General features: G+C 62.4%; 25 protein-coding genes and 2 pseudogenes. 9 read left to right on the top strand and 18 right to left on the bottom strand.

All coding sequences use genetic code 11. The features are described from left to right. Nucleotides 1–116: 116 nt before the first annotated feature. Nucleotides 117–206, bottom strand: a pseudogene (locus CN933_RS32520) (LysR family transcriptional regulator); the annotation flags it as partial. 4 nt (nucleotides 207–210) lie between these two features. Between CN933_RS32520 and CN933_RS31790 the strand changes: the two are divergent. The 3 genes and pseudogenes from CN933_RS31790 to CN933_RS06945 all read left to right on the top strand — a co-directional run. Continuing rightward, nucleotides 211–403: pseudogene (locus CN933_RS31790) on the top strand (sulfurtransferase); the annotation flags it as partial. Then, entirely contained in the window at nucleotides 363–1,826 is a 1,464-nt protein-coding gene (gene chrA, locus CN933_RS06950) for a chromate efflux transporter (RefSeq protein WP_234704901.1), read from the top strand. The pseudogene CN933_RS31790 and the gene chrA, both read left to right, overlap by 41 nt. 213 nt (nucleotides 1,827–2,039) lie before the next feature. Continuing rightward, a complete protein-coding gene (locus tag CN933_RS06945; protein WP_080636391.1) occupies nucleotides 2,040–2,222 on the top strand; it encodes a hypothetical protein in 183 nt (60 codons plus the stop codon). Nucleotides 2,223–2,234: 12 nt separating this feature from the next. On the opposite strand, the gene CN933_RS06940 is transcribed toward CN933_RS06945, so the two are convergent. From CN933_RS06940 to CN933_RS06930, 3 genes are all read right to left on the bottom strand, one after another. Then, complete coding sequence (locus tag CN933_RS06940) at nucleotides 2,235–2,603, bottom strand: DUF1236 domain-containing protein (RefSeq protein WP_018094301.1); 369 nt, start codon at nucleotides 2,601–2,603, stop codon at nucleotides 2,235–2,237. Nucleotides 2,604–2,874: 271 nt separating this feature from the next. Then, entirely contained in the window at nucleotides 2,875–3,519 is a 645-nt protein-coding gene (locus CN933_RS06935; RefSeq protein WP_018094300.1) for a Vgb family protein, read from the bottom strand. A 34-nt stretch (nucleotides 3,520–3,553) separates the two neighbouring features. Then, nucleotides 3,554–4,777 (bottom strand): hypothetical protein, encoded by a 1,224-nt coding sequence (locus CN933_RS06930; RefSeq protein ID WP_018094299.1) that lies wholly within the window; start codon nucleotides 4,775–4,777, stop codon nucleotides 3,554–3,556. A 121-nt stretch (nucleotides 4,778–4,898) separates the two neighbouring features. Between CN933_RS06930 and CN933_RS06925 the strand changes: the two genes are divergently transcribed. Beyond that, nucleotides 4,899–5,711, top strand: a complete 813-nt coding sequence (locus tag CN933_RS06925) for a DUF899 domain-containing protein (RefSeq protein ID WP_018094298.1) — start codon at nucleotides 4,899–4,901, stop codon at nucleotides 5,709–5,711. A 7-nt stretch (nucleotides 5,712–5,718) separates the two neighbouring features. Continuing rightward, nucleotides 5,719–6,003: a hypothetical protein gene (locus tag CN933_RS06920; protein WP_018094297.1), complete on the top strand. Its 285-nt coding sequence runs from the start codon at nucleotides 5,719–5,721 to the stop codon at nucleotides 6,001–6,003. Here CN933_RS06920 and CN933_RS06915 read toward each other — a convergent pair. Together CN933_RS06915 and CN933_RS06910 are read right to left on the bottom strand one after the other, a co-directional pair. Next, nucleotides 5,987–6,352, bottom strand: coding sequence for a UCP034077 family protein (locus CN933_RS06915; protein WP_018094296.1), 366 nt, complete (start codon nucleotides 6,350–6,352; stop codon nucleotides 5,987–5,989). The genes CN933_RS06920 and CN933_RS06915 overlap by 17 nt on opposite strands. A gap of 200 nt (nucleotides 6,353–6,552) precedes the next feature. Continuing rightward, on the bottom strand, nucleotides 6,553–7,209 hold the full coding sequence (locus CN933_RS06910; RefSeq protein ID WP_018094295.1) for a DUF8692 domain-containing protein: 657 nt from the start codon (nucleotides 7,207–7,209) through the stop codon (nucleotides 6,553–6,555). A gap of 305 nt (nucleotides 7,210–7,514) precedes the next feature. Between CN933_RS06910 and CN933_RS06905 the strand changes: the two genes are divergently transcribed. Both CN933_RS06905 and CN933_RS06900 read left to right on the top strand, forming a co-directional pair. Beyond that, nucleotides 7,515–7,961, top strand: a complete 447-nt coding sequence (locus CN933_RS06905) for a hypothetical protein (RefSeq protein ID WP_018094294.1) — start codon at nucleotides 7,515–7,517, stop codon at nucleotides 7,959–7,961. 125 nt (nucleotides 7,962–8,086) lie between these two features. Beyond that, nucleotides 8,087–8,659 carry an MgtC/SapB family protein gene (locus tag CN933_RS06900; protein ID WP_018094293.1) on the top strand — a complete coding sequence of 191 codons (573 nt, stop codon included), beginning with the start codon at nucleotides 8,087–8,089 and terminating at the stop codon, nucleotides 8,657–8,659. Nucleotides 8,660–8,683: 24 nt separating this feature from the next. Here CN933_RS06900 and CN933_RS06895 read toward each other — a convergent pair whose 3' ends face one another. The 4 genes from CN933_RS06895 to CN933_RS06880 all read right to left on the bottom strand — a co-directional run bounded on the left by CN933_RS06895 (nucleotide 8,684) and on the right by CN933_RS06880 (nucleotide 11,340). Continuing rightward, nucleotides 8,684–8,932 carry a hypothetical protein gene (locus CN933_RS06895; RefSeq protein ID WP_018094292.1) on the bottom strand — a complete coding sequence of 83 codons (249 nt, stop codon included), beginning with the start codon at nucleotides 8,930–8,932 and terminating at the stop codon, nucleotides 8,684–8,686. Between the two features lie 214 nt (nucleotides 8,933–9,146). Beyond that, nucleotides 9,147–10,400, bottom strand: coding sequence for an NAD(P)/FAD-dependent oxidoreductase (locus CN933_RS06890; protein ID WP_018094291.1), 1,254 nt, complete (start codon nucleotides 10,398–10,400; stop codon nucleotides 9,147–9,149). A gap of 239 nt (nucleotides 10,401–10,639) precedes the next feature. After that, nucleotides 10,640–10,804 carry a DUF1328 domain-containing protein gene (locus CN933_RS06885; RefSeq protein ID WP_003527150.1) on the bottom strand — a complete coding sequence of 55 codons (165 nt, stop codon included), beginning with the start codon at nucleotides 10,802–10,804 and terminating at the stop codon, nucleotides 10,640–10,642. A 146-nt stretch (nucleotides 10,805–10,950) separates the two neighbouring features. Next, on the bottom strand, nucleotides 10,951–11,340 hold the full coding sequence (locus CN933_RS06880) for a hypothetical protein (RefSeq protein WP_245425063.1): 390 nt from the start codon (nucleotides 11,338–11,340) through the stop codon (nucleotides 10,951–10,953). A gap of 172 nt (nucleotides 11,341–11,512) precedes the next feature. On the opposite strand from CN933_RS06880, the gene CN933_RS06875 reads away from it, so the two are divergent. Further along, nucleotides 11,513–11,761, top strand: a complete 249-nt coding sequence (locus tag CN933_RS06875; protein ID WP_003527142.1) for a YMGG-like glycine zipper-containing protein — start codon at nucleotides 11,513–11,515, stop codon at nucleotides 11,759–11,761. 77 nt (nucleotides 11,762–11,838) lie between these two features. Here CN933_RS06875 and CN933_RS06870 read toward each other — a convergent pair whose 3' ends face one another. Further along, nucleotides 11,839–12,027, bottom strand: a complete 189-nt coding sequence (locus CN933_RS06870) for a NepR family anti-sigma factor (protein WP_018094289.1) — start codon at nucleotides 12,025–12,027, stop codon at nucleotides 11,839–11,841. 244 nt (nucleotides 12,028–12,271) lie between these two features. On the opposite strand from CN933_RS06870, the gene rsiB2 reads away from it, so the two are divergent. Continuing rightward, nucleotides 12,272–13,069, top strand: a complete 798-nt coding sequence (rsiB2, locus tag CN933_RS06865; protein ID WP_018094288.1) for a PhyR-type response regulator RsiB2 — start codon at nucleotides 12,272–12,274, stop codon at nucleotides 13,067–13,069. A 303-nt stretch (nucleotides 13,070–13,372) separates the two neighbouring features. On the opposite strand, the gene CN933_RS06860 is transcribed toward rsiB2, so the two are convergent. The 7 genes from CN933_RS06860 to CN933_RS06830 all read right to left on the bottom strand — a co-directional run bounded on the left by CN933_RS06860 (nucleotide 13,373) and on the right by CN933_RS06830 (nucleotide 20,625). Continuing rightward, the gene (locus tag CN933_RS06860; RefSeq protein WP_018094287.1) at nucleotides 13,373–14,503 is read right to left on the bottom strand and encodes an AI-2E family transporter; all 1,131 of its coding nucleotides are present in this window, start codon (nucleotides 14,501–14,503) and stop codon (nucleotides 13,373–13,375) included. A gap of 409 nt (nucleotides 14,504–14,912) precedes the next feature. Continuing rightward, the gene (locus CN933_RS06855; RefSeq protein WP_018094286.1) at nucleotides 14,913–15,257 is read right to left on the bottom strand and encodes a RidA family protein; all 345 of its coding nucleotides are present in this window, start codon (nucleotides 15,255–15,257) and stop codon (nucleotides 14,913–14,915) included. Between the two features lie 64 nt (nucleotides 15,258–15,321). Further along, the gene (locus tag CN933_RS06850) at nucleotides 15,322–16,149 is read right to left on the bottom strand and encodes a dipeptide ABC transporter ATP-binding protein (protein WP_018094285.1); all 828 of its coding nucleotides are present in this window, start codon (nucleotides 16,147–16,149) and stop codon (nucleotides 15,322–15,324) included. Continuing rightward, nucleotides 16,146–17,000: an ABC transporter ATP-binding protein gene (locus tag CN933_RS06845; protein WP_018094284.1), complete on the bottom strand. Its 855-nt coding sequence runs from the start codon at nucleotides 16,998–17,000 to the stop codon at nucleotides 16,146–16,148. The genes CN933_RS06850 and CN933_RS06845 overlap by 4 nt, the downstream gene beginning before the upstream one ends. A gap of 1 nt (nucleotide 17,001) precedes the next feature. Beyond that, a complete protein-coding gene (locus CN933_RS06840; RefSeq protein WP_018094283.1) occupies nucleotides 17,002–17,910 on the bottom strand; it encodes an ABC transporter permease subunit in 909 nt (302 codons plus the stop codon). Between the two features lie 10 nt (nucleotides 17,911–17,920). Next, on the bottom strand, nucleotides 17,921–18,925 hold the full coding sequence (locus CN933_RS06835) for an ABC transporter permease subunit (RefSeq protein ID WP_018094282.1): 1,005 nt from the start codon (nucleotides 18,923–18,925) through the stop codon (nucleotides 17,921–17,923). A gap of 104 nt (nucleotides 18,926–19,029) precedes the next feature. Then, complete coding sequence (locus CN933_RS06830) at nucleotides 19,030–20,625, bottom strand: ABC transporter substrate-binding protein (RefSeq protein ID WP_018094281.1); 1,596 nt, start codon at nucleotides 20,623–20,625, stop codon at nucleotides 19,030–19,032. Between the last annotated feature and the right edge of the window lie 30 nt (nucleotides 20,626–20,655).

Here is a 20,655-nt window from a genome sequence, read left to right as displayed (position 1 = left end):
GCCGGGGCGGCGAGCGGTTGTGAGCGTCCGTTGAGCCTGAGGCAGAGCGGTCGGTTCGAGAGTGTGGCAGCAGGTGAGGTGACGCCGCAGCAGGTCCTTGGCGCAATTTCGCGTCTCCCCAAACGAACGCCGGCATCGAAGCGCTTCTCCACGATGTTGCGCATCCCGTTTTCGCTGTAGAGCTCCACCTTGATGTCAGGGTAATCCGGCGCCGACACGGCTCGCCTCGATCTTTCTCGGCAAGCACCGGGCCTTCTCGCCGCTCGCTGGGGCTGTCGCGCATGAACGCGGGCGACAATGAACAAGTTGAGGCAGGCTTACTTCCGTACGACGCCTTCTATCGTGGTGCCGTGACGCGACTGATGAGATACACAAATGGCTGTTGCCGAAGAAGGGAGCGTGAATTGACCGAAACTGCAAAGAACACGACCACATCGGCTCAAGGTCAGGCTTTGAGCCACGGTATTTCCTTTGGCGAGGCGCTCCGGGTCTGGGCACGCGTGGCGGCTTTGAGCTTCGGTGGCCCAGCCGGGCAGATTGCGATGATGCACCGCATCATTGTCGAGGAGAAACGCTGGATTGGCGAGACCCGATTTCTGCATGCGCTGAACTATTGCACTCTACTGCCAGGGCCGGAGGCACAGCAGCTAGCCATCTATATCGGCTGGCTCATGCACAAGACCAAGGGGGGTCTGGTTGCAGGGGCCCTATTCGTGCTCCCCGGCGCCGTCGCCATCATGGTGCTGAGCTGGATCTACGCCCTCTTCGGAAATGTCGGCGCCGTTCAGGCGCTGTTCTTCGGATTGAAAGCCGCGGTTCTGGCGATCGTGCTCGAAGCGGTTCTTCGTATCGGCCGTCGGGCGCTCAGGAACAGCGCCATGATAGCCCTTGCTGCCGGGGCATTCATCGCGCTTTTCCTGTTCCGCGCCCCCTTCCCACTGGTCGTCCTCGCTGCGGGTCTCATCGGCTTTGTCGGCGGTCGAGCCGGCTGGGCTGCCTTTCAGGCGGGCAACGGACACGGAAAAGTCGGCAGCAGGCAAGTCGCTGATATCGAGACCGCGCTTGGCGAAGAGGTTCCGGCCCATGCACGCCCCCCAATCAGTTGGTCGCTCAAGGTTGCCGGTGTCGCTCTCTTTTTGTGGTTCGCTCCGGTGCTTGCACTTGTCGCGTTTCCTGGCCCAGGCAATGTCTTTACCGACATCTCGATCTTCTTTTCTAAGATGGCGATGGTCACCTTTGGCGGCGCCTATGCGGTTCTCTCCTATGTCGCTCAGCAAGCCGTCGAGCACTATCATTGGCTGAAGCCCGGCGAGATGTTGGACGGCCTCGGCATGGCTGAGACGACGCCGGGCCCGTTGATCATGGTCACTCAGTTCGTGGGCTTCATGGGCGCCTACCGCGACCCCGGTCTGTTTCATCCGTTGCTCGCTGGCACGCTGGGCGCGCTGCTCACGACCTGGGTGACTTTCGTGCCCTGCTTTCTCTGGATTTTCCTCGGCGCGCCGTTCATGGAAACGATGCGCAGCAACAGGGCTCTGTCCGCCGCGCTGGCGGCAATCACCGCGGCGGTCGTCGGGGTCATCCTGAATCTGGCGGTCTGGTTCGCGCTGCACGTGCTCTTTCGCGAACTCTATGAAGCCCGCGGATACGGCATGACCGTCGATGTGCCGGTTCTGAGTTCCGTGAACCTGGACTCTCTCATTCTGACCGTCGGCGCGATGGTCGCGGTGTTCCGGTTCAAAATCGGCATGCTGACAGTCTTAGCCGGCTGCTCCCTCATCGGCCTTGTCTATGGATTGTTCATGGAGTGGATCCAGCTCCTGTAACGCGCCAGCAGCGCTTCGACTCGCGGATGGATGTTCCGACGCGTTCATCCTATGTCATGGGGGTCGTGACCGAGGCGGACGCGCCGCGGCCGCACGCTCACCTCGGTGCCGCGTAGTTCCTTGAAGACGTCGCTATAATCGCCGTACCCAGGCGCCCGCATCAGGAACCCAGCCGCGGCTGGCCCGTTTTCATTCTGCCGAAAGGAGAAGACGATGAGCACCAAGGATACCAATGCGACCCCTGAACAGTCTGAACCAGCCGATATTCGTCAGCCGGCAAACCGAAAGAAGCGCCGGGACGAGGAGTCGATCGCACCACCAACGGTCCAGCCTCCAGGGGCAAAGGACACGAGTGAGAAACCCGAAGTGAACCCGGTCACAGGCGGGGCGCTATAGCGCTCGCCGCGCCTATTTGACCACCTGCACGACGGTGCGGCTCTTCACATCCGCGATGACGCGCTTCTCGTTGACCACCGCAAAGCCATAGCGCCTGTCGGCCGGAACCGTATTGAGAAAGACTGTTTCAGGCACCGGTTTGCCAACGGATATCTGCTCCTGCAGCACAAGCGGCCGTTGCGGAAGCGGCTGCAGTTCGACGTATTGCGTCACGCCTGGCGGCGGCGGGTCGATCGCCGTACCCTCGACGGGTCCTGCGGCAGCGACCACCGTGGTATCGGCAGCGCCGATCTCGTTTGTGCTTTGCGCTTTTACAGGAGCCGCGGTCAAGAAAACCGCAACACCCAAGGCAACGGAGCTCTTGACGAGGACAATTGTCATGAGAGCTACTCCAGCTACGAATCCCTTCTCGTGAAGAATCGCCTGCCGCGAGCTTTGTTCCGGCCTGTTGGCGGTATCGGACCTTGGTCCTACACGGGAAGGTTAAAGGTCCTAGGACCATTGCACGCTGCTCCTCGTGACGCATATCGCTCTGAGACGACCACGGCGGCATCCTCGTCAGCCGCCCACGTCGTCTGAAGGTCCCAGAGTCAACGCGATTGTCCCTTCTAAACGCTCTGGGACCTTCATTGCCGTCCATCCCGGTGACCGTCTATGCGGAAACCCGGCTTGGCCTGCGCACGGCCCTCACCTTCCCGCTGCTTCCTCCGCCACAGAAAAAGCGATCGCCGCCATCGGATTCAAGGCCGGAAACGCCTGCACCCGGGGGCATTTCGAGCGTTTCGAGGACTTCTCCCGTTTCCGGGTCGAGGCGTCTCAAGTCGCTCTCGTCGCCCTCCCATGTGGCATGCCAGAGTTCGCCATCGACCCAGGTGACGCCGGTGACGACCCGGTTGGATTCGATGGTGCGGAGAATCTTCCCGGTGTCGGGATCCACCTGGTGGATCTTCCGCCCTCGGTAATGGCCCACCCAAAGCGTTCCTTCCGCCCAGGCCAGGCCTGAATCGCCGCCCTCGGCAGGCGCCGGAATGGTGGCAAGCACGCGGCCGGTCTCCGGATCGATCTTCTGGATACGATCTTCCGCAATCTGGAACAGATGCCGACCGTCGAAGGCCGTTCCCGCATGTGCGGCGACATCGATCGAGCGCACCGTCTTGCCGCTCTCCGGATCCAGGGCGTTCAGCCTGTCGCCGGAGGCGAACCAGACGTGCCGGCCATCGAAGGTGACGCCGGCCACCTGCTCGGTATTCGGAAAAGGTCCGTACTCCTGGAGAATTTCGGCTTTCGATCGTTTCATTTTTCCATCCTCGTCGCTGTAGCTGCCTCGCATCCTAGTCGCTCGGTAGCGGGCCGGGGAGTAACAAGACTGTCGGGAAGCCCGGGACGGGCGGGGTCATCCAGCGAAGCGCCCGTCCGCGGCCGAAGGACTGTACCTTGCCGGCCGACGCAAGCTGCTCGAGTGCGCGCTGCACGGTGCGCGGGCTCGCCCCGAGCGCAATCGCCAGTGCCGAGCTCGACCACGACTCTCCGTCGGCCAGCAGGGCAAGCACCGCCGCGTGCTGCTCTTCTACCGGTGGCGTCAACACGACGACCTCGCCCGCGCGGCGCGGCGAAAGCACAAAGCCCTGTTTCGTCGCCCACACCTGCGCCAGCGCACGAAGTTCCGTGCGGAGCCGTCCGATCTCCACGCGCAACCGGGCGCGGTGCGATTCGTCCGCATGTCTTGCCCGGAAGGCGCGCGCGAGGAGCGTGGCTCTCGGCACGTCTGCCGGCCAGGCTTCGCCGAGCGCGCGGGCAAGCGCGAAGAGCACCGGGCGCGTCGCGAGCGAGACGACCAGCCTTTCGTCCCGCACCACATTGCGGCAGGCATCCACCACGAGCGCTCCCGACGCGAGCAGCGTTTCCACTTCCTCGATGAGGAGAGAGCGCTCGCCACCGCTGCCGATCAGGCGCGCGACGGGCGCATCGAGCACGAGCGATGCGCTTTCGACCTCGGCCGTCAGTGCCGGGATATTGGCTTCGCGCGCGGCGCGTTCGGCTCGGGCGAGCGCGACCCGCGCGGCTTTCGCCTGCAGACGCCGTATGGCGATGCCGGCGACGACGAGTTCGCGGGCCGCCCGCGTCGCCGGGGGGAGCGTCATGCCGGAGTCCAGTTCCGCAAGCGCGCGTTCTGCCTCGTCCAGGCGGCCGATGAGAAGCAGGCGCCGGGCCTCGAGATTGCGCGCATGCGCTGCATTGACGTGATCGCCATGCGCTTCGAGCGTCGACCTCGCCGCTTCGAGCGTTTTCGTGGGCCAGCCGAGATCCCGCGAGACGAGCGCGATCTCGGCCTCGGCGACGATGCAGCGCGCCCGCGCCACCGCCTGTCTCGGGCCGAAGGCATGCGCAGCGCTTCTGAGAAGAGTCTTCGCCCGGCCGAAATCTCCGAGCTGCGCCATCGCAATGCCCCGAAGCGCGAGCGCATGCGCGTCGTCGCGCAAAGCCACGCGGTTCAGTACGCCGAGGAGATCGCCGGCTGCGAGCGCCCGTGCCGCAGCGGTGATCAGCGAGTCCATCGAAATCCCGTCACACTTGTCACTCTCACCATTCGATCTCCGGCCCTAGTCTGGGTTCCTGTCGGTCGAGCAGCCCGCCCCCGGGCAATGTACGACGACAAATGGCCAAAGGAGAAGAATGATGACGGCACATGCAATCGGAACACGGGAAGAATGGCTGGCAGCGCGGCTCGACCTGCTCGAGGCCGAAAAGAACCTGACGCGGCGAAGCGACGAGCTGGCGCGGTGGCGCCGGGAATTGCCCTGGGTACGGATCGACAAGGCGTACCGGTTCGAAACCGACGAGGGCGAGGCCTCGCTGCGCGACCTCTTCAAGGGGCGCTCGCAACTCCTCGTCTATCATTTCATGTTCGGCCCCGACTATACGGCCGGCTGCCCGTCCTGCTCTGCGATCGCCGATGGGTTCAACGGGATCGTCGCTCATCTCGAAAACCACGACGTCGCCTTCTCCGCGGTTTCGCGCGCGCCGCTTGCGAAGCTCAAGGCCTATAAGCAGCGGCTGGGATGGAGCTTCCCCTGGGCTTCTTCGGACGACGGCGACTTCAACCGCGATTTCTGCGTCTGGTTCACCGAACAACAACAGCGCGAGGGCGGCATCGAGTATAATTTCCGCCGCGAGCCGCCAATCCCCGAACAACCGGCATCTGAGCCGCTCGCGGGCAGGACAGTCCGGGATTGGGACCCGAGCGGCAGCGAGGGGCCGGTCGCACAGATCGCAGCCATGACGGGAACCGACGTCGCCACCTATACACGCGACAGGCCCGGCGTCAGCGCCTTCGCGATCGAGGATGGAATCGTCTATCACACCTATTCCAGCTATGCGCGTGGACTGGATGGGCTATGGGGCATGTATCAGTGGCTCGACCGGGCTCCCCTCGGACGCAACGAGAACGGCATATGGTGGCGCCGCCACGACGAATATCCCCAAGTGTGACGGTCCGATGCGGCTCGCAACGGGTACCGTCGCGCGAGGCCTCGGCGACTGGCTGGGCTTCGCCGCCGCACCGACTTTCGCGGTTATGACGCTTCTGGCCGCCGGCAACGGTGCGGATATCTGCTCATCGATACAGGGCGCTTCGATACCGGGCGCTTCGCTGCTGAACGGGATGAGTAGCATGTATTTGCTGATGTCGGTCTTTCACCTGGCTCCATGGCTGAAGCTGATTTCCGCAAGACGGGAAGCGCCATGCGATCCGGCGCTTCCGCGGATCACTCCGCCGACTTGAACTGCAGCGTGAACACGTTGCCCGCGATCTCGTCGGAAAGTGATTTCGAAAATTCCAGCGGCACGCAATTCTGCAGCGCCTCGGTGGCGGCGGTCACGAATGCCTGCCGCTGCTTTTCGTCGCCGTTCACTTTGATCGCAGTCGGCCGGGGCGGGCCCATCAACGTACCGTCGCCGCGGAACCCGAACCTAAGGGTGACGAAGGAATCCGTGAAGCCTTGCGGCGGAGTCCAGCATCTGCCGAGCGCGGCGCCAAGGTCGGCCACCGTATAAAGCGGTTCGGCATGGAGCCTTTCAGCCCCCGACACGGCAAGGATCAGACCAGTGCAAGCCAATCTCGCCATCTGCATCGTCTTCAGCCCCTATCCCAGAGGATGGTGGAGAGCGGGATGAGGAAAAGTGTGTGCGCTTTTCCGCCCGCATCCCGCTTCTCAACCTGTTCGAATTGAGCATGCTCGTGACTTTAGGCCGACGCGGCCCAAGGTCGTTATGATCTAGCAGATTTGGAAGCGCCTGCAACAGGCCTGCATATCCCCCTGCCGGCTGCGTTTCAGCGGCGCTTCGTTTTCAGTGCCGCATGACTCGTGAGGCTGAGGAAGACGGCCAGGAACATGATGCCGAGGATCTTGAAGCCCTCCTCGACGAAAACCATTCCGGCGAAGTGTTCCGAAACCGCGTCCACCAGGAAGGAACAGCCGAGCGAGGCGACGGCGGCGGCAAGCAGGACCCACTGAATATCCCGGCGGATATACCAGGCGTGATAACAGAGCGTCGCCAGCAACAGCATATGGGGAACAAGGACAAGCGGCTCCGGGACGCCCGCCGTGGCAATCGCCTCGTGAAGCATCAGGAGATCGTCGATGCCCATCAGGCCCGAAAAGAGTCCGCCGGCGAGAAGCGTGCGTCGCAGATGCGGCGCGCCGAAGCCGGCGCCGGACCAATAGGCCTGGAGGGCAGCAATCCCTCCCGTAAACCAGAGAATGACGCCGAGATTGGAGACCAGCCCGAAATACTTCGGCTGCCCGGCAATCGCGTTGGGGTCGCGTACGAGGTCGTAGTAGTCGATGCCGAAAAGCCGATCGGCGATGACGATCGACGTCAACAGCACGATGCAGGAGCAGATGACGAGAAGGGCGTAGTGGAAATCACCCTGTGTCCGCCTGTCGCGTGTCAGGGCTTTGGCCGTGGTGATGCCTTCGACATCCATCTCGATCCTCCGCAACAGCCCCAGCCATGCCACCGCGGACGGTCAGCTGCCTTTGTGACAGTTTTATGACAAGGGGCGACCGGCGGTTGCGGATCTCCCGGAAAGGTAGTCGGGGGCCGGGCGGCACGGTCCCGGACACAACGGAACCTTGCAGCCTGCGGGACGTTAATCGTTGCGTCGCGTGCCCACCGGGGCGCGACGAGGCCGCAATTTACTTGCGGTGGTACGGAACCCCTCCCCTTTGGTCATGCTGATTTGGGGATCCATGCAAAGGCGATTTGCAGGCGGGGTGACGGAGAGAAAGGATGTATGTCATGAACCAGCACGAAGAATTGCGGGAGAAACCGCCGCTCGATCCTGCCACCGGCCAACCGACGCCGCGGGACCCCGAAGCGCCCGTGACCAGATCGCGCCGTAGCAGTTGGCCTTTGCTGGTCATCATTCTTGCTGGCCTGGTACTCGCGCTGATCGCCTGGCTGCCGGCAGAGCTGACCAGGGATGCCGAGAACGAGCCGGTCACGCCGAGCCAATCCGAGACGACCCCGTCCGACGCCACACCGCCGGCCGCCGCGCCCACGGATCAGGCCGCGCCTGCGGATCAGACCGCACCTACGGACCAGGCGACGCCGCCCGCCGGAGGAACGACGGCGCCGGCAGCACCTGAGACCCAGACCCCGGCAGCGCCCGAGACGCCAGCTGCACCGGCAGCACCTGCCACGCCGGCCCAGCCGCAGAGCACTCCTGCGCAGTAGATCGACGAACGCCCCTTGTCGGGCGGGATGAAGTCGAGCGGGATGACGCGGTTTGCCGCGCCATCCCGCACTTCTGCAATCAGATCCGCCCCGAGCGGTCGAGTGACGGAGCGCGTTCGTCTTTCATGAACGAAGTCTTTAACGACATCCTTGTCGATACCCAAACGCCTTACTCAGTGATATTCGCGCGGCTCTTCGGCGCCATCCTGCTCGGCGCGATGATCGGCGTCGAGCGTGAAAAGCGGCAGCGACCGGCAGGGCTCAGGACCCATATTCTCGTCAGCCTCGCCTCCGCGATCTTCGCGGTGGTCGCCATCGAAAGCGTGCACATGAAAAGCCTTTCCGGCCCCGAGGTGCGCATCGATCCCATTCGCGTCGTGGAAGCCGTAACCGCGGGAGTGGCCTTTCTCGCCGCCGGCATGATCGTCTTTTCGAAGGGTGAGGTGAAGGGCCTGACGACCGGCGCCGGCATGTGGCTTGCCGGCGCCGTCGGTCTCGGGGTCGGGTTCGGCTTCTGGCTGATAGCGGCCTTCGCCGCCATTGCGAGCCTCGTCGTGCTCTTTGTCCTCGGCCGGCTGGAGGTGGCGTTGCAGTGGAAGGCACCGGACGAGTTCTACGACACGGACGCTACGTCGCAGAAGAATGAAGATGGAGGAGAAGACCGGCCCCGAGACCGGGTCGATGTGGGCGAACGATGATCGGAGCCGCCAATGGCCGCCCGATCAGCGCAGTTCGGAAATTGGGGTTGTCTGATACCCGCCCAAGGGGAGCGGACGGTTGTCGAAGACCGACCTGCCCTCCTTCAGGCCATGAATGACAGCAACGGCCTTACGGGCTTCGTCCGGCGTCGCGAACAACTGGCCTTCCAGGGACCAGACGCTGAATTTCACGGCCATGAACCGCAATCGGCCGTTCTCCGGAATCAGCGCACCGACAGCCTCGCCGGCAAACTCCACCGTGTGCTTGCTCATCGTGTTTGAAACTCCTCCCTCGGCGGGGCAAAGCCCAAGCCTGCCGACTCTCGCGGTCAGCCGGAGGAGAAACACGCGAAGACCAGGTTGGTTCCGGCGCCAGAATTAAAAAACAGCTATGACGATCGCCTCTCCTCATGAAGCGCTGCCATTGTCACGGTCGACGTTTCAGCTCGGCTCGAGCTAAACCATCGAACACACTCCTCCTCATCCTCTATGCGAGGAAGCGCTCCGGCCGATACGGCGCAATGTCGATCACGGGCTTCTCACCCGTCATCGCCTGTGCCAGCGCGCGGCCGGTGACCGGCCCGAGCGTCATGCCGTGATGCGCGTGGCCGAAGGCGAACCAGAGGCCTTCGTGTCGCGGAGCCTTGCCGATAACGGGCATCATGTCGGGCGTGCAGGGCCGCGCGCCCATCCACGGCTCCTCGTCGCGCCGCTCGGCGAGCGGGAAGAATTCGCGAGCGACCCGCTCCGCCCGCGTCAGCTGCACCGGCGTTTTCGGCGCATCGCGCAGTGCGAACTCGGCGCCGGTCGTCAGCCGGATACCGCGCAGCATCGGCGCCAGGAAATATCCCTTCTCGGCGTCGAGCACCCAGTTGTTGAGCTGAGCGCCCTCCCGGGCGCCGTAATGCATGTGGTAGCCGCGCTTCACGGCGAGCGGGAAATGGTAGCCGAGCTTTCGCGTCACCGTATCGGCCCACGGCCCGAGCGCGACGACGACCTCCCGCGCCTCCAACGGGCCGTCCGGTGTTGCGACACGCCATCCCGCCCCTTCCAGAATGTGCTCCAGTGTCGCGGCATCCCCGGAAACGAGCCGGCCGCCGAGCGACTGGAAATAGGCGAGATATGCCTTGTTCAAGCTGTGCGGATCGCGGATCGACCACGGATCCGTCCAGCGCAGGCCGCCGGCGAGTTCGACCTGGATGGATGGTTCGATCGTCTTCAGCTCGCTGGTCGAAAGCTTCTGGTGATTGACTCCGAACCCGGCGGAAAGCCGTTCTGCGTCCTTATAGGCCGCGTCCCGCTCCTTTTCGGTGCGGAAAACCTTCATCCAGCCATCCTTGCGAATGAGGTCGCCGGCGCCGGATGCGTCGATCAGGTCCTGATGTTCCGCAATCGAATGTTCGATAAGCGGGGCATAGAGATGAGCTATCTTCTGGTGCTGGGTGAAGCCCGAGTGCCACCAGTAGCGCGCGAGGAACGGCACGAGACTGGGCAGCGCACGGAAGTGATAGCTGGCGTCGATCGTGTTGTTCAGGGCGTAACGGAAAAGCGCTCCGAAATTGTGCGGGAAGCCGTAGGGGAAGACGCCCTCGCGCTGTATCAGGCCTGCATTGCCGAAGGACGTTTCCTCCCCGGCGCCGCGCCGATCCAGAAGCACCACCGACTTTCCAAGCCGAGCCAGATGGATCGCGCTGGAAATCCCGATAATGCCGGCACCGAGAACCACTACGTCCGTCTTCATGTGCAGATGCTCCTATCCGTCATGCCGCCGTGCCGCGTCACTTCACGACGACAACTTCCAGGGATTTCATGGGAGATGGTGTCCTGACATGCGCGGCGGATATTCGCATGAATAGCCAAGCGGACCCGGCAGGGCAAGGGAACAGAGCGTCACACCACAACTGGAAAGGGGTGGAGACGAGAGCTCCACCCCTTATCGATCGGCACCTTTTTTGCGGGCGGCAAGCCCCGCCTGGAGGCTCACGTTCGGCGGATGAGACCCGCTACGAGCGAGATCACGAGGAATATGAGGAACAGGAAGAAGAGGACTTGCGCAATTCCCGCCGAAGCGCCGGCAATTCCGCCGAAGCCGAGGACGCCGGCGATGATCGCGACGATCAGGAACACGAGAGCGTAATAGAGCATCTGCTATCTCCTTGTCTGCGTTACCGAAATCGAAACGCGTGTCGGCTCGCCTTTGTTCCCGGGCCGGCTGTGGCTACGCGGTGCGAGGGTGTCTGTCCGGTTCAGAAAGCATTGATTAACCAAGAGAACCGCAAATAGAACGGAACTTATATTTCGCGTGCAAGCGAGAGGAACCTTCGAAAGCGCTTGGCGTTGTTCGGAATGAAAGAATCTCCAGGAAGACAATGAAGATACCATCGCGACATATTTGGAAGACCGTAAACGATGCGGGCCGTTATCAGGCCGATCTGCGTGATCGGAATCTCCATATCGGCAGGACGATGCGCGACCTTCAGCGGCACTCCGAGGAAAAGTACAACAAGCGGATCCAGGCGCTGCTCGAGACTCTGGAACGTGCCGAACGCCAGTCGCATAAATGACGACGGCTCCGTGTCCCTCCGGCAACAGGCATGCGCGCCGGCGTCATCGCGCGCGGAACAAAAGGCGCCAATCGGCGTTTTGGCGACAATAACAAGCGCCGCGGCGGCGGCATCCATGGGAGATGGGAATGCAAGCCTTGGCGGCGCCTGTTGTGACCACCCCTCCAACGGGGACCGACGCTCAGATGAGCGTCGCAGCGGCTCCAGCCATGCCTCGGTGCGCATTTCCACCGAAGACTATGCTCGGCATCTCCAGCAGTTCTGTGTCAACCCTGAATAGGAACGCGTCATGAAGAAGTTACTCGTCGTCGCAAGCCTGATCCTTCCCTTGGCTGCCTGCACGCAAACGGAACGAGGTGCGGCAATCGGCGCTGCCTCCGGCGGTATCATCGGCGGTGCCATATCCAATGATGTCAGGGGAGCTGCGGTAGGTGCCGCTGTCGGCGGTGTCGCCGGTGCCCTTATCGGTCGTGCGAACGAGCCCGGCTATTGCGTCTATCGCGACCGCTACGGCCGCCGCTACACGGCGCGCTGCTGATACGGATAGTTCTCCGGGCCGCGCTCCTGCCGGGGCGGCTCGTTTTGTCGGTGGCCGCCAGCGTGAAAGCTGCGGCGTCACTCGCGCGGTCGTTCTTCGGCCTCATCCAGACGGTGCAGAAGGTCCAGAAAGTGCTGCGGCACGGGTTCGTTCTCCACCGCCTGGTAGAGGGCCTTCAGCTTCGAAGCGATTTGACCGTGAGGTTGCGTCGTCTCGGCGCGGTCGATCCCCGCTGGCACGGCGCCTTTCTTTGAGGACTTCTTCATCTTCCCGTTCCGTGCGGGCTGCAGTTCCGCGCCATTTCAGATCCGCGGTACCTGATGTTCGTGCTGTCGGAATAAGCTTCAGCCAACCCCATTCAGGTCGCAGCAGCCGGTCGCCCAATTCATTTGCCGCGATTGTTTCTCAAGGCTTTCCATAAACAGGAATACGTGCTCAAAACATTTGAGGTATCCTGCTTGCGCCGTCGGCAAGACAGGAACATATGCACAATAGTTTAGGAAGGTCTAAATGCCACTTTCCACAAGGATTGCGCCCCACCTCCCCTATCTTCGGCGTTACGCCCGTGCCGTCACCGGCTCGCAAGCAGCCGGCGATGCCTATGTCTCTGCCGTGCTCGAAGCGCTGATCGACGATCTGGGGCTTTTCCCGGCCGCGTCGAACGATCGAATCGGTCTTTACAAGTTGTTCTGTTCCCTGTTCGGAAAACTCAAGATCGACCGAACCCAGCTCGCTTCGCCTTTCGCATGGGAGCAGAAGGCGGCTTCCAATCTCTCCCTCATCGCGCCGCCCCAGAGACAGGCATTCCTTCTCGTCGCCCTTGAGGGTTTCTCGACCGGCGAGGCTGCGGAAATCATGGGGCTGGACCACGGCGCCTTCGGCAAGCTGCTGACCAGCGCCTCGGAGGAGATTTCGCGCCAGATCGCGACCGACGTGATGATCATCGAGGATGAGCCTCTCATCGCGTTGGACATCGAGGACATGGTGACGAGCCTCGGTCACCGGGTCACCGGGATCGCCCGCACGCGCCGCGAGGCGCTTGATCTCTATCACCAGACATCGCCGAAAATGGTGCTCGCGGATATCCAGCTTGCCGACGGCAGTTCGGGCATAGACGCGGTCAACGACATCCTGACGCAGGCGGCCGTACCGGTCATCTTCATCACCGCCTTTCCCGAACGGCTACTGACCGGCAAGAAACCCGAGCCGGCCTTTCTGGTGACCAAACCCTTCAACCCGGAAACCGTGAAGGCGCTGATCAGTCAGGCTCTTTTCTTCGACGAACATGCGCAAGCCGGAGCGAGCTAGAGCATTCATGTTTCATGGAAACGCTGAAATACTCTGACTCTTTGGTCCCACGCGCTTCCAGGAAAACCGGTACACGCTTCTCCTGGAAGTGCTCTGAGGCCTGTTGAGATTCGGCCACCCGCCGCCGCTTCCTCATTCCTGTGCTTGTCACAGGAATCCAGCCAGTCCAAGTCCTTGGGCTGGAAAGGTTCTTCCGCGCCGCAGACGCGGCGCTGCTCTCATCCCTGTGACGAGCAAAGGGATGAGGAAAAGGAGAGACTTTCTACAGCGCCGCGCGTCTTATGAGGCGCGCGCATGAAGGGATCAGCCCGGCAACTGGCGTTCCGGCTGCGGCAGCAGGGTCTGCTCGAAAATGATCATCGCGATCAGCGACAGCGGAAAGGCGAGAAACGCCCCGACAGCACCCCACATCCACGTCCAGAAAATGATCGCGACGAAGACCAGGAACGGGTTGATATCGAAGCGTTGGCCGAGGATGGCGGGCACCAGCAGATTTTCCATGGCGAGGTGAACGGTGAAGAAGGCGACCGCCGGGGCGATGGCCACGATGAGCGCATCATGCGTCATCAGCCCGCCGACGAGCAAAGAGAGGGTCATGAAGGTGACCCCGAGATAGGGAATGAAACTCGAGACGAAGGCGAACAGCCCCCAAAGCGGGGGCATCGCCAATCCGCCGACCAGCGCAATGACCATGGTTATGAAGCCCAGCGCCAGATAGATCAGGCTGGCGGTCGAGAAATAATGCGTAAGCGCATCCTCCAGGGCGTTCATGATCCGGATCGCGCTCAGGCGACCTTCGCGGCTGGGAAAAGCGAGAATGATCGTGCTGCGCAACTGAACGCGCCCCAGCAGGAAGAGCACAAGGGCGGCCAAAAAGATCAGGGTCTGCACCAGAGCGGGCGTCAGGCTTGCCGCCGCGCCGCCGATCAGCGGTCCCGCATTCTTGACGATGACGTCGGCGAAAGCCTCTTCTCCGCTGCCGCGGGCAAGCGCTACGTTTATCCATTCGAAGCGCTGCAGATAGGGCAATATCCGCTCCATGAGGCCTTCGACCAGCCGCGGCGCCTCGCGCGCGACCTCGGTGATCGGCCAGAGGATGGCGTTGACCAGGTATGACAGGCCAAGCAGAAAGCAAAGTGCCAGCAAAAGGCCGCCGAACATGGGCGGCAGCCCGAACCGGGCCAGTTCATCGGCAGCGCGGCCGAGAACGATGCCGATGACGACGGCGAGCGTGATCGGCAGGAGGATCGCTTCCATCGCATAGACGACGGCCGCGCAGGCGATCACAAACAGACCAATGACGCTCCAGGCGCCGGCGAGATCGATGCTGTCGCGTTTTCGGGCGACGATCGCCGATGCCTCGGCAAGCGCGATTTCTCTCTCCGCTTCGCGCTTTCGTCGACGCTCGGCCGTCGTCCGCCCGACTATGTCCATCGGCACCTACCTCTCAAACGCTCGTGCTGCGAACAGTTCGTTCGCGAATGCGGGAAGGAGGTGGCGCACTCCACCGCGGATGCCCCCGCGAAGCCTTGCTCAATGTCGCTCAAGCGGGACAGGTGAAGCGTGGCGGAAAGCAGGCCAGGCCCACCGATGGTGATCAGCAATGTTTAGGCCACGCCCTGCGGCGTGCGCGGGAAGAGATCCATGCCGAATACCGGCACGTCACGACGGGTCCTGGCACCCGGTAGAGCATGTCTCATCCTCCTTGCGGAACGCACCGATAAACGCCGCAACTGCGGAAATCGTTCCTGCGCGACAAGCGTGTAAGGACGGCAGCAAAACGCCGCCGGCCGAGGGGCCGACGGCGGGGAAAGTGGAGCGTATATCTGCTTGCGCCAACGGCTTAGAGAGCTGCCGTCACGATGACTTCGACGAGATATTCCGGGGTTGCGAGTTTCGCTTCGCCGGTCGCGCGCGCCGGCGCGTGGCCCTGAGGCACCCAGGCGTCCCAGACCGAATTCATCTTGGCGAAATCCGCCATGTCGGCGAGCCAGACGGTCGCGGAAAGAATGCGCGTCTTGTCCGTGCCTGCGAGCGCCAGCAGACGATCGACCTCCGCCAGCGCCTGCTTCGTCTGGGTGACGACGTCGTCGCCGGCATTGCCGACCTGGCCGGCGAGATAGACCGTGTTGTTGTAGACCACGGCCTGGCTCATCCTCGAGCCGCTTTCGAAACGCTTGATTTCCATAATCCTCATCCTGGTGTTGGGCCGAACAACGGTCTGCCGGCATTTGGGTGATACGTATTTCCGCTCAGGCGGCATTCTTCCGGGCGAGCCGGGCCTTGATGCTGGCAACATCCGCCCGCGGCGTCGCCGCGAACAAGGTCTTTGTATAATCGTGCTGCGGGTCGGAGAATACCGCGTCCCGGCTGCCATACTCGACCGCTTCGCCGTAATACATCACCATTACGTCATCGGCGATGTAGCGCACCACCGACAGATCGTGACTGATGAAGACATAGGTGAGCTTGAATTCGTCCTGCAGATCGGCGAGCAGGTTCAGAACCTGCGCCTGTACGGAGAGGTCGAGCGCCGAAACCGGCTCATCCAGAACCAGAAGCTTGGGATTGAGCATCAGCGCACGGGCAATCGCAATGCGCTGCCGCTGGCCGCCGGAGAACATGTGCGGATAGCGATTGTAGTGCTTCTCCTCGAGGCCGACCTTCTTCAACATCGCCATTGCCCGCTCTCGGCGTTCGCCTGCCGGAACCTTGGTGTTGATGATGAGCGGTTCCGCGAGAATATCGCCGATCTTCTGGCGAGGATTGAGGGAGCCGTAAGGGTTCTGAAAGACGATCTGAACTTTGCGGCGCATCTCCGCCGTCAGCCCCTCGCGCGCGATGTCGACCGTCTTGCCGTCGATCGACAGCTCGCCCGCCGTCGCCGGGTCGATGAGCGTGATGATGCGTCCGAGCGTAGACTTGCCGCAGCCGCTTTCGCCTACGATCGCGAGCGTCTTGCCCTCGTCGACCGTGAAGCTTACGCCCTTCAGCGCATGAACGGTGCGCGCCGCACGGAACAGGTTTCCGGGAATATGATAGTCGCGCACCAGGTTGCGGGCTTCGAGAACATGGGTCATCGAGCAGCTCCCTCGAGCATCTGTTGCTCATTGAAAAGTTCGGAAATCGTCGGCAACCGGTCTCCCGTCGCATTCTCCGGCAAGGCCGAGAGAAGCGCGCGGGTATAATTGCTCTTCGGCGACTCGAACAGCGAAAGGACATCGGCCTCTTCGATCTTCCGGCCCTTGTACTGCACGATGACGCGATCCGCCGTCTCCGCTACGACGCCCATATTATGGGTGATCATGATGAGGCCCATGCGGTATTCCTGCTGCAGCTTCATCAGGAGATCGAGGATCTGCTTCTGGATCGTCACGTCCAGTGCGGTCGTCGGCTCGTCCGCGATGAGCAGTTTCGGGTTGCAGGCAAGCGCGATGGCGATCATCACGCGCTGGCACTGCCCGCCCGACATCTGGTGCGGAAAGTGCCCGAGGCGCTCGGCGGGGTCGGGAATGCCGACCGCATCGAACAGCTCGATGGCGCGCTTACGCCGCGCTGCCCGGTCGAGGCCCATATGTATGCGCAGCACTTCCTCGATCTGGAAACCGACCGTGAAGCACGGATTGAGGCTGGCGATGGGCTCCTGAAAGATCATCGCAATGTCCTTGCCGACGATCTTGCGACGGTCGGAGGCCGGCATCTTCAATAGATCCCGTCCATTGAAGGCGAGCTTGTCCGCGGTCACCTTGGCGGTCCAGGGCAGAAGCCCCATGGCGGCAAGCATGGACACGGATTTGCCGGAGCCCGATTCCCCGACGATCGCCAGGACCTCGCCCTCATGCACCTTGAGCGAGACGCCGTCGACGGCTCGGAACGGCCCGGACGCCGTCTGGAATTCGACGACGAGGTTTTCGATTTCGAGAAGCGCCATGTCAGGACCTCTTCAGCTTGGGGTCGAGCGCGTCGCGCAGGCCGTCGCCCATCAGATTGATTGCCAGAACGGTCACGAGGATAGCGAGGCCGGGAAGCGTCACGACCCACCAGGCACGGAGGATGAATTCGCGTGCTTCCGCCAGCATCGTTCCCCATTCCGGCGTCGGCGGCTGCGCACCCATACCCAGGAAGCCGAGTGCCGCCGCATCGAGGATCGCGCTCGAAAACGAGAGCGTCGCCTGGACGATGAGCGGGGCCATGCAGTTCGGCAGGATGGTCTTGAACATCAGCCTCGCATGTCCGGCTCCGGCGACCTTCGCCGCCACGACGTAGTCGCGCGTTTTCTCCGTCATCACCGCCGCCCGCGTCAGGCGGACGAAATGCGGCTGGAAAACCAGCGCGATCGCGATCATCGCATTGGTGAGGCCCGGCCCCAGCACCGCCACCAGGACGAGCGCCAGCAGGAGCGACGGGAAGGCCAGGATGATGTCCATGATCCGCATGATGACCGTGTCGATCCACCCGCGGAAATAGCCGGCGATGACGCCGACGAGGATTCCGCCCGTCAGGGACAGAACCGTCACGATGACGCCCACGAAGAGCGAGAAACGTGTGCCGTAGATGAGGCGGGAGAGCATATCGCGGCCCACGGCGTCGGTCCCGAGCAGGAAAGTCGCGCGGCCGCCTTCCTGCCAGACGGGCGGGAGCAGCACCGCCTCGCGGAACTGGATGGTCGGGTTATGGGGTGCCACCAGCGGAGCGAAGATGGCGAGCAGCACCAGGAACAGGAAGAAGAACAGGCCGATAACGGCGCCGCGGTTCTCCGAGAAATAGTACCAGAATTCGGCGAGACGCGCCCGGCGCGTCGGATCGGTCGATATGGCGGTTGTCGCAGTAACTTCGGTCATATCGCTCTCCTCAGTGCCGGATGCGGGGGTTGATCAGGCCGTAGAGCAGATCCACGGCGAGGTTCACCAGCATGATGACCGCGGCGATGATCAAAAGCCCGCCCTGTATGACGGCATAGTCGCGCCGGAAGACCGAATCGACCATCCATTTGCCGATCCCCGGCCAGGAGAAGATCGTCTCCGTCAGGATCGCGCCCGCCAGCATCACACCGACCTGCAGGCCGATGGTGGTGACGACAGGGATCATCGCATTGCGCAGCGCATGAATACCGACCACACGGAAGGTGGAGAGCCCCTTGGCACGGGCCGTGCGCACATAGTCCTCGGAAAGCACTTCGAGCATTGCAGAGCGGGTCTGGCGCGCAATGACGGCGAGCGGAATGGTGCCGAGAACGATCGTCGGCAGGATGAGGTGATTGAAGGCCGACTGGAACGCCCCTTCCTGGCCGGACAATAGCGAGTCGATCAGCATGAAGCCGGTGACCGACGGGAAGAAGAACATCAACGAGATACGCCCGGACACCGGCGTCCACTGCAGAATGCCGGAGACGACGATGATCAGCAGCAGGCCCCACCAGAAGATCGGCATCGAGAAGCCGATGAGCGCGGTGCCCATGATGATCTGGTCGAAGATGGACCCGCGCTTGACTGCCGCGACGACACCAGCGGGGATGCCGACGACCACCGCGAAGATGATGGCGCAGAGCGACAGCTCGACGGTCGCCGGGAAGAGCTCCATGAACTGATCGATCACCGGCTTCTTGGTGACGATCGACGTCCCGAAGTCGCCCTGCAGAACGCCCCAGAGATAATCCAGGTACTGCATGACGATGGGTCGGTCGAAGCCCAATTGGTGGGAGATCTCGGCATGCCGCTCCGGCGACATCACCCGTTCGCCGGAAAGCAGCGCCACGGGATCGCCGGGAAGCAGGCGGATGAAGGAAAAGGCGATGATGGAAACCCCGATGAAAGTCGGGATCAGCACTGCCAAACGCCCCAGAAGGAATCGGAACATAGTCAAACCTCATGCCAACCGTGCCCGCATGAGTGGCGGCACTGGCAAAAAGGAAGAGGGGCGCTCGCCAGCGGCAAACGCCCCCTTCGGATCTGTCGATAAGATTACTCTACAATATCAACGCCGTCGAAAGCAAAGTCGCCGAGCGGGCTCTGCACGAAGCCTTCGACATTCTTGCGCATCGGGACGATGGAGAGCGAGTGGTCGAGCGTTGCCCAGGGAGCTTCGCGCTTGAAGATGACCTGCGCTTCCTCGTAGAGCTTGGTGCGCTCTGCGACGTCGGATGCCTCCTTCGCCTTCGTGACGAGGTCGTCGAACTCCTTGTTGCACCACTGCGCGCGGTTGTTGCCGCCGACGGCATCGCAACCGAGCAGAGTGTCGAGGAAGTTGTCCGGGTCGCCATTGTCGCCCGTCCAGCCGAGGATGACCGCACCGTCGCGGTCCTTGGCCTTGGACTTCTCGAGATATTCCGCCCATTCGTAGGAGACGATTTCGACCTTGACGCCGACCTTTGCAAAGTCCGCCTGCATCAGTTCGGCGGCGCGACGGGCGTTCAGCATGTAGGGACGCGCGACAGGCATTGCCCAGACCTTCATCGATAGGTCCTTGACGCCGGCATCCTCGAGCATCTTCTTGGCCGCTTCCGGATCGTAGGTGTCGTCTTCGATCTGTTCGTTATAGGACCACATCGTCGGCGGAATCGGGTTGACCGCCGGCTGCGCCTGTCCCTGGAAGACGGCATCGACGATCGCCTGCTTGTTGATCGCCTTGTTCAGGGCCTTGCGCACTTCGACCTTGTCGAAAGGCGCCTGCGTCGTGTTGTAGGCGAGATAGGCGACGTTGAGGCCGGCCTGCTCCATCACCTTCAGGTTCGGATCGGCCTTCATGGCTTCCACATCGGCCGCGTTCGGATATGGCATCAGGTGGCATTCGCCGGCCTGCAGCTTCTGAAAGCGAACGGCCGCATCCGTGGTGATCGCGAAGACCAGATCATCGATCTTCTGTTTTCCGCCCCAGAAGTCCGGATGAGCCTTGTAGCGGATGACCGCGTCCTGCTGGTAGCCGACAAAGGCGAAAGGACCGGTGCCGAGCGGCATCTGGTTGAGCTGGTTCATCTTGCCTTCGGCCTGCAGCTTGTCGGCATATTCCTTCGACATGATCGAAGCGAAGGGCATGGCAAGATTGGCGAGGAACGGCGCTTCCTTGCGCTTCAGCTTGATCTTGACCGTCATGTCGTCGACCTTCTCGACCGACTCGAGCAGTTCCGGCAGGCCCATGCCGGCGAAATATTCCCAGGAACCGCCGGTTACGTAGCCGTGCCACGGATGGTCGGACTTCCACTGGCGCTCGATCGAGAAGATCACATCGTCGGCGTTCAGTTCGCGAGTGGGGGTGAAGAACTCGGTCGTCTGGAACTTGACGCCGGGACGCAGCTTGAAAGTATATTCAAGGCCGTCGTCGGAAATCGTCCAGCTTTCGGCGAGCCCGGGCTCGGTCTCCGTCGTGCCCTTCTTGAACTCGAGAAGACGGCTGTAGACGGTATGCGCGGCAGCGTCGAAGGTCGTGCCGGCCGTATAGAGGCCGGGATCAAAGCCCTCCGGCGACCCTTCCGAGCAGAAGACGAACGTTTTCGACCAGGCGGTGCCGGCCATCAGCGTGGCAATCGCCGTCGCTGCCAAGAGAGTAGTGAGCTTTTTCATGAGCTTGCTTCCCAGATTTGTTTTTGTTCT

The organism is Sinorhizobium sp. M4_45, assembly GCF_002885915.1.
GTDB lineage: Bacteria > Pseudomonadota > Alphaproteobacteria > Rhizobiales > Rhizobiaceae > Sinorhizobium > Sinorhizobium meliloti_A.
The sequence above is the reverse complement of the archived record's forward strand: the minus strand, read 5'-3'. Positions and strand labels throughout refer to the sequence as shown.

What these genes read in the sequence shown, in the direction of transcription:
- CN933_RS06880 (WP_245425063.1), bottom strand. Translation starts at nt 11,340, where the DNA reads ATGGATGCCGCCGCCGCGGCGCTTGTTATTGTCGCCAAAACGCCGATT.
- CN933_RS06930 (WP_018094299.1), bottom strand. Translation starts at nt 4,777, where the DNA reads ATGGACTCGCTGATCACCGCTGCGGCACGGGCGCTCGCAGCCGGCGAT.
- CN933_RS06905 (WP_018094294.1), top strand. Translation starts at nt 7,515, where the DNA reads ATGTATGTCATGAACCAGCACGAAGAATTGCGGGAGAAACCGCCGCTC.
- chrA (WP_234704901.1), top strand. Translation starts at nt 363, where the DNA reads ATGAGATACACAAATGGCTGTTGCCGAAGAAGGGAGCGTGAATTGACC.
- CN933_RS06915 (WP_018094296.1), bottom strand. Translation starts at nt 6,352, where the DNA reads ATGCAGATGGCGAGATTGGCTTGCACTGGTCTGATCCTTGCCGTGTCG.
- CN933_RS06910 (WP_018094295.1), bottom strand. Translation starts at nt 7,209, where the DNA reads ATGGATGTCGAAGGCATCACCACGGCCAAAGCCCTGACACGCGACAGG.
- CN933_RS06925 (WP_018094298.1), top strand. Translation starts at nt 4,899, where the DNA reads ATGACGGCACATGCAATCGGAACACGGGAAGAATGGCTGGCAGCGCGG.
- CN933_RS06830 (WP_018094281.1), bottom strand. Translation starts at nt 20,625, where the DNA reads ATGAAAAAGCTCACTACTCTCTTGGCAGCGACGGCGATTGCCACGCTG.
- CN933_RS06900 (WP_018094293.1), top strand. Translation starts at nt 8,087, where the DNA reads ATGAACGAAGTCTTTAACGACATCCTTGTCGATACCCAAACGCCTTAC.
- CN933_RS06885 (WP_003527150.1), bottom strand. Translation starts at nt 10,804, where the DNA reads ATGCTCTATTACGCTCTCGTGTTCCTGATCGTCGCGATCATCGCCGGC.
- CN933_RS06895 (WP_018094292.1), bottom strand. Translation starts at nt 8,932, where the DNA reads ATGAGCAAGCACACGGTGGAGTTTGCCGGCGAGGCTGTCGGTGCGCTG.
- CN933_RS06870 (WP_018094289.1), bottom strand. Translation starts at nt 12,027, where the DNA reads ATGAAGAAGTCCTCAAAGAAAGGCGCCGTGCCAGCGGGGATCGACCGC.
- CN933_RS06835 (WP_018094282.1), bottom strand. Translation starts at nt 18,925, where the DNA reads ATGTTCCGATTCCTTCTGGGGCGTTTGGCAGTGCTGATCCCGACTTTC.
- CN933_RS06875 (WP_003527142.1), top strand. Translation starts at nt 11,513, where the DNA reads ATGAAGAAGTTACTCGTCGTCGCAAGCCTGATCCTTCCCTTGGCTGCC.
- CN933_RS06940 (WP_018094301.1), bottom strand. Translation starts at nt 2,603, where the DNA reads ATGACAATTGTCCTCGTCAAGAGCTCCGTTGCCTTGGGTGTTGCGGTT.
- CN933_RS06850 (WP_018094285.1), bottom strand. Translation starts at nt 16,149, where the DNA reads ATGACCCATGTTCTCGAAGCCCGCAACCTGGTGCGCGACTATCATATT.
- CN933_RS06845 (WP_018094284.1), bottom strand. Translation starts at nt 17,000, where the DNA reads ATGGCGCTTCTCGAAATCGAAAACCTCGTCGTCGAATTCCAGACGGCG.
- rsiB2 (WP_018094288.1), top strand. Translation starts at nt 12,272, where the DNA reads ATGCCACTTTCCACAAGGATTGCGCCCCACCTCCCCTATCTTCGGCGT.
- CN933_RS06920 (WP_018094297.1), top strand. Translation starts at nt 5,719, where the DNA reads ATGCGGCTCGCAACGGGTACCGTCGCGCGAGGCCTCGGCGACTGGCTG.
- CN933_RS06860 (WP_018094287.1), bottom strand. Translation starts at nt 14,503, where the DNA reads ATGGACATAGTCGGGCGGACGACGGCCGAGCGTCGACGAAAGCGCGAA.
- CN933_RS06945 (WP_080636391.1), top strand. Translation starts at nt 2,040, where the DNA reads ATGAGCACCAAGGATACCAATGCGACCCCTGAACAGTCTGAACCAGCC.
- CN933_RS06935 (WP_018094300.1), bottom strand. Translation starts at nt 3,519, where the DNA reads ATGAAACGATCGAAAGCCGAAATTCTCCAGGAGTACGGACCTTTTCCG.
- CN933_RS06890 (WP_018094291.1), bottom strand. Translation starts at nt 10,400, where the DNA reads ATGAAGACGGACGTAGTGGTTCTCGGTGCCGGCATTATCGGGATTTCC.
- CN933_RS06855 (WP_018094286.1), bottom strand. Translation starts at nt 15,257, where the DNA reads ATGGAAATCAAGCGTTTCGAAAGCGGCTCGAGGATGAGCCAGGCCGTG.
- CN933_RS06840 (WP_018094283.1), bottom strand. Translation starts at nt 17,910, where the DNA reads ATGACCGAAGTTACTGCGACAACCGCCATATCGACCGATCCGACGCGC.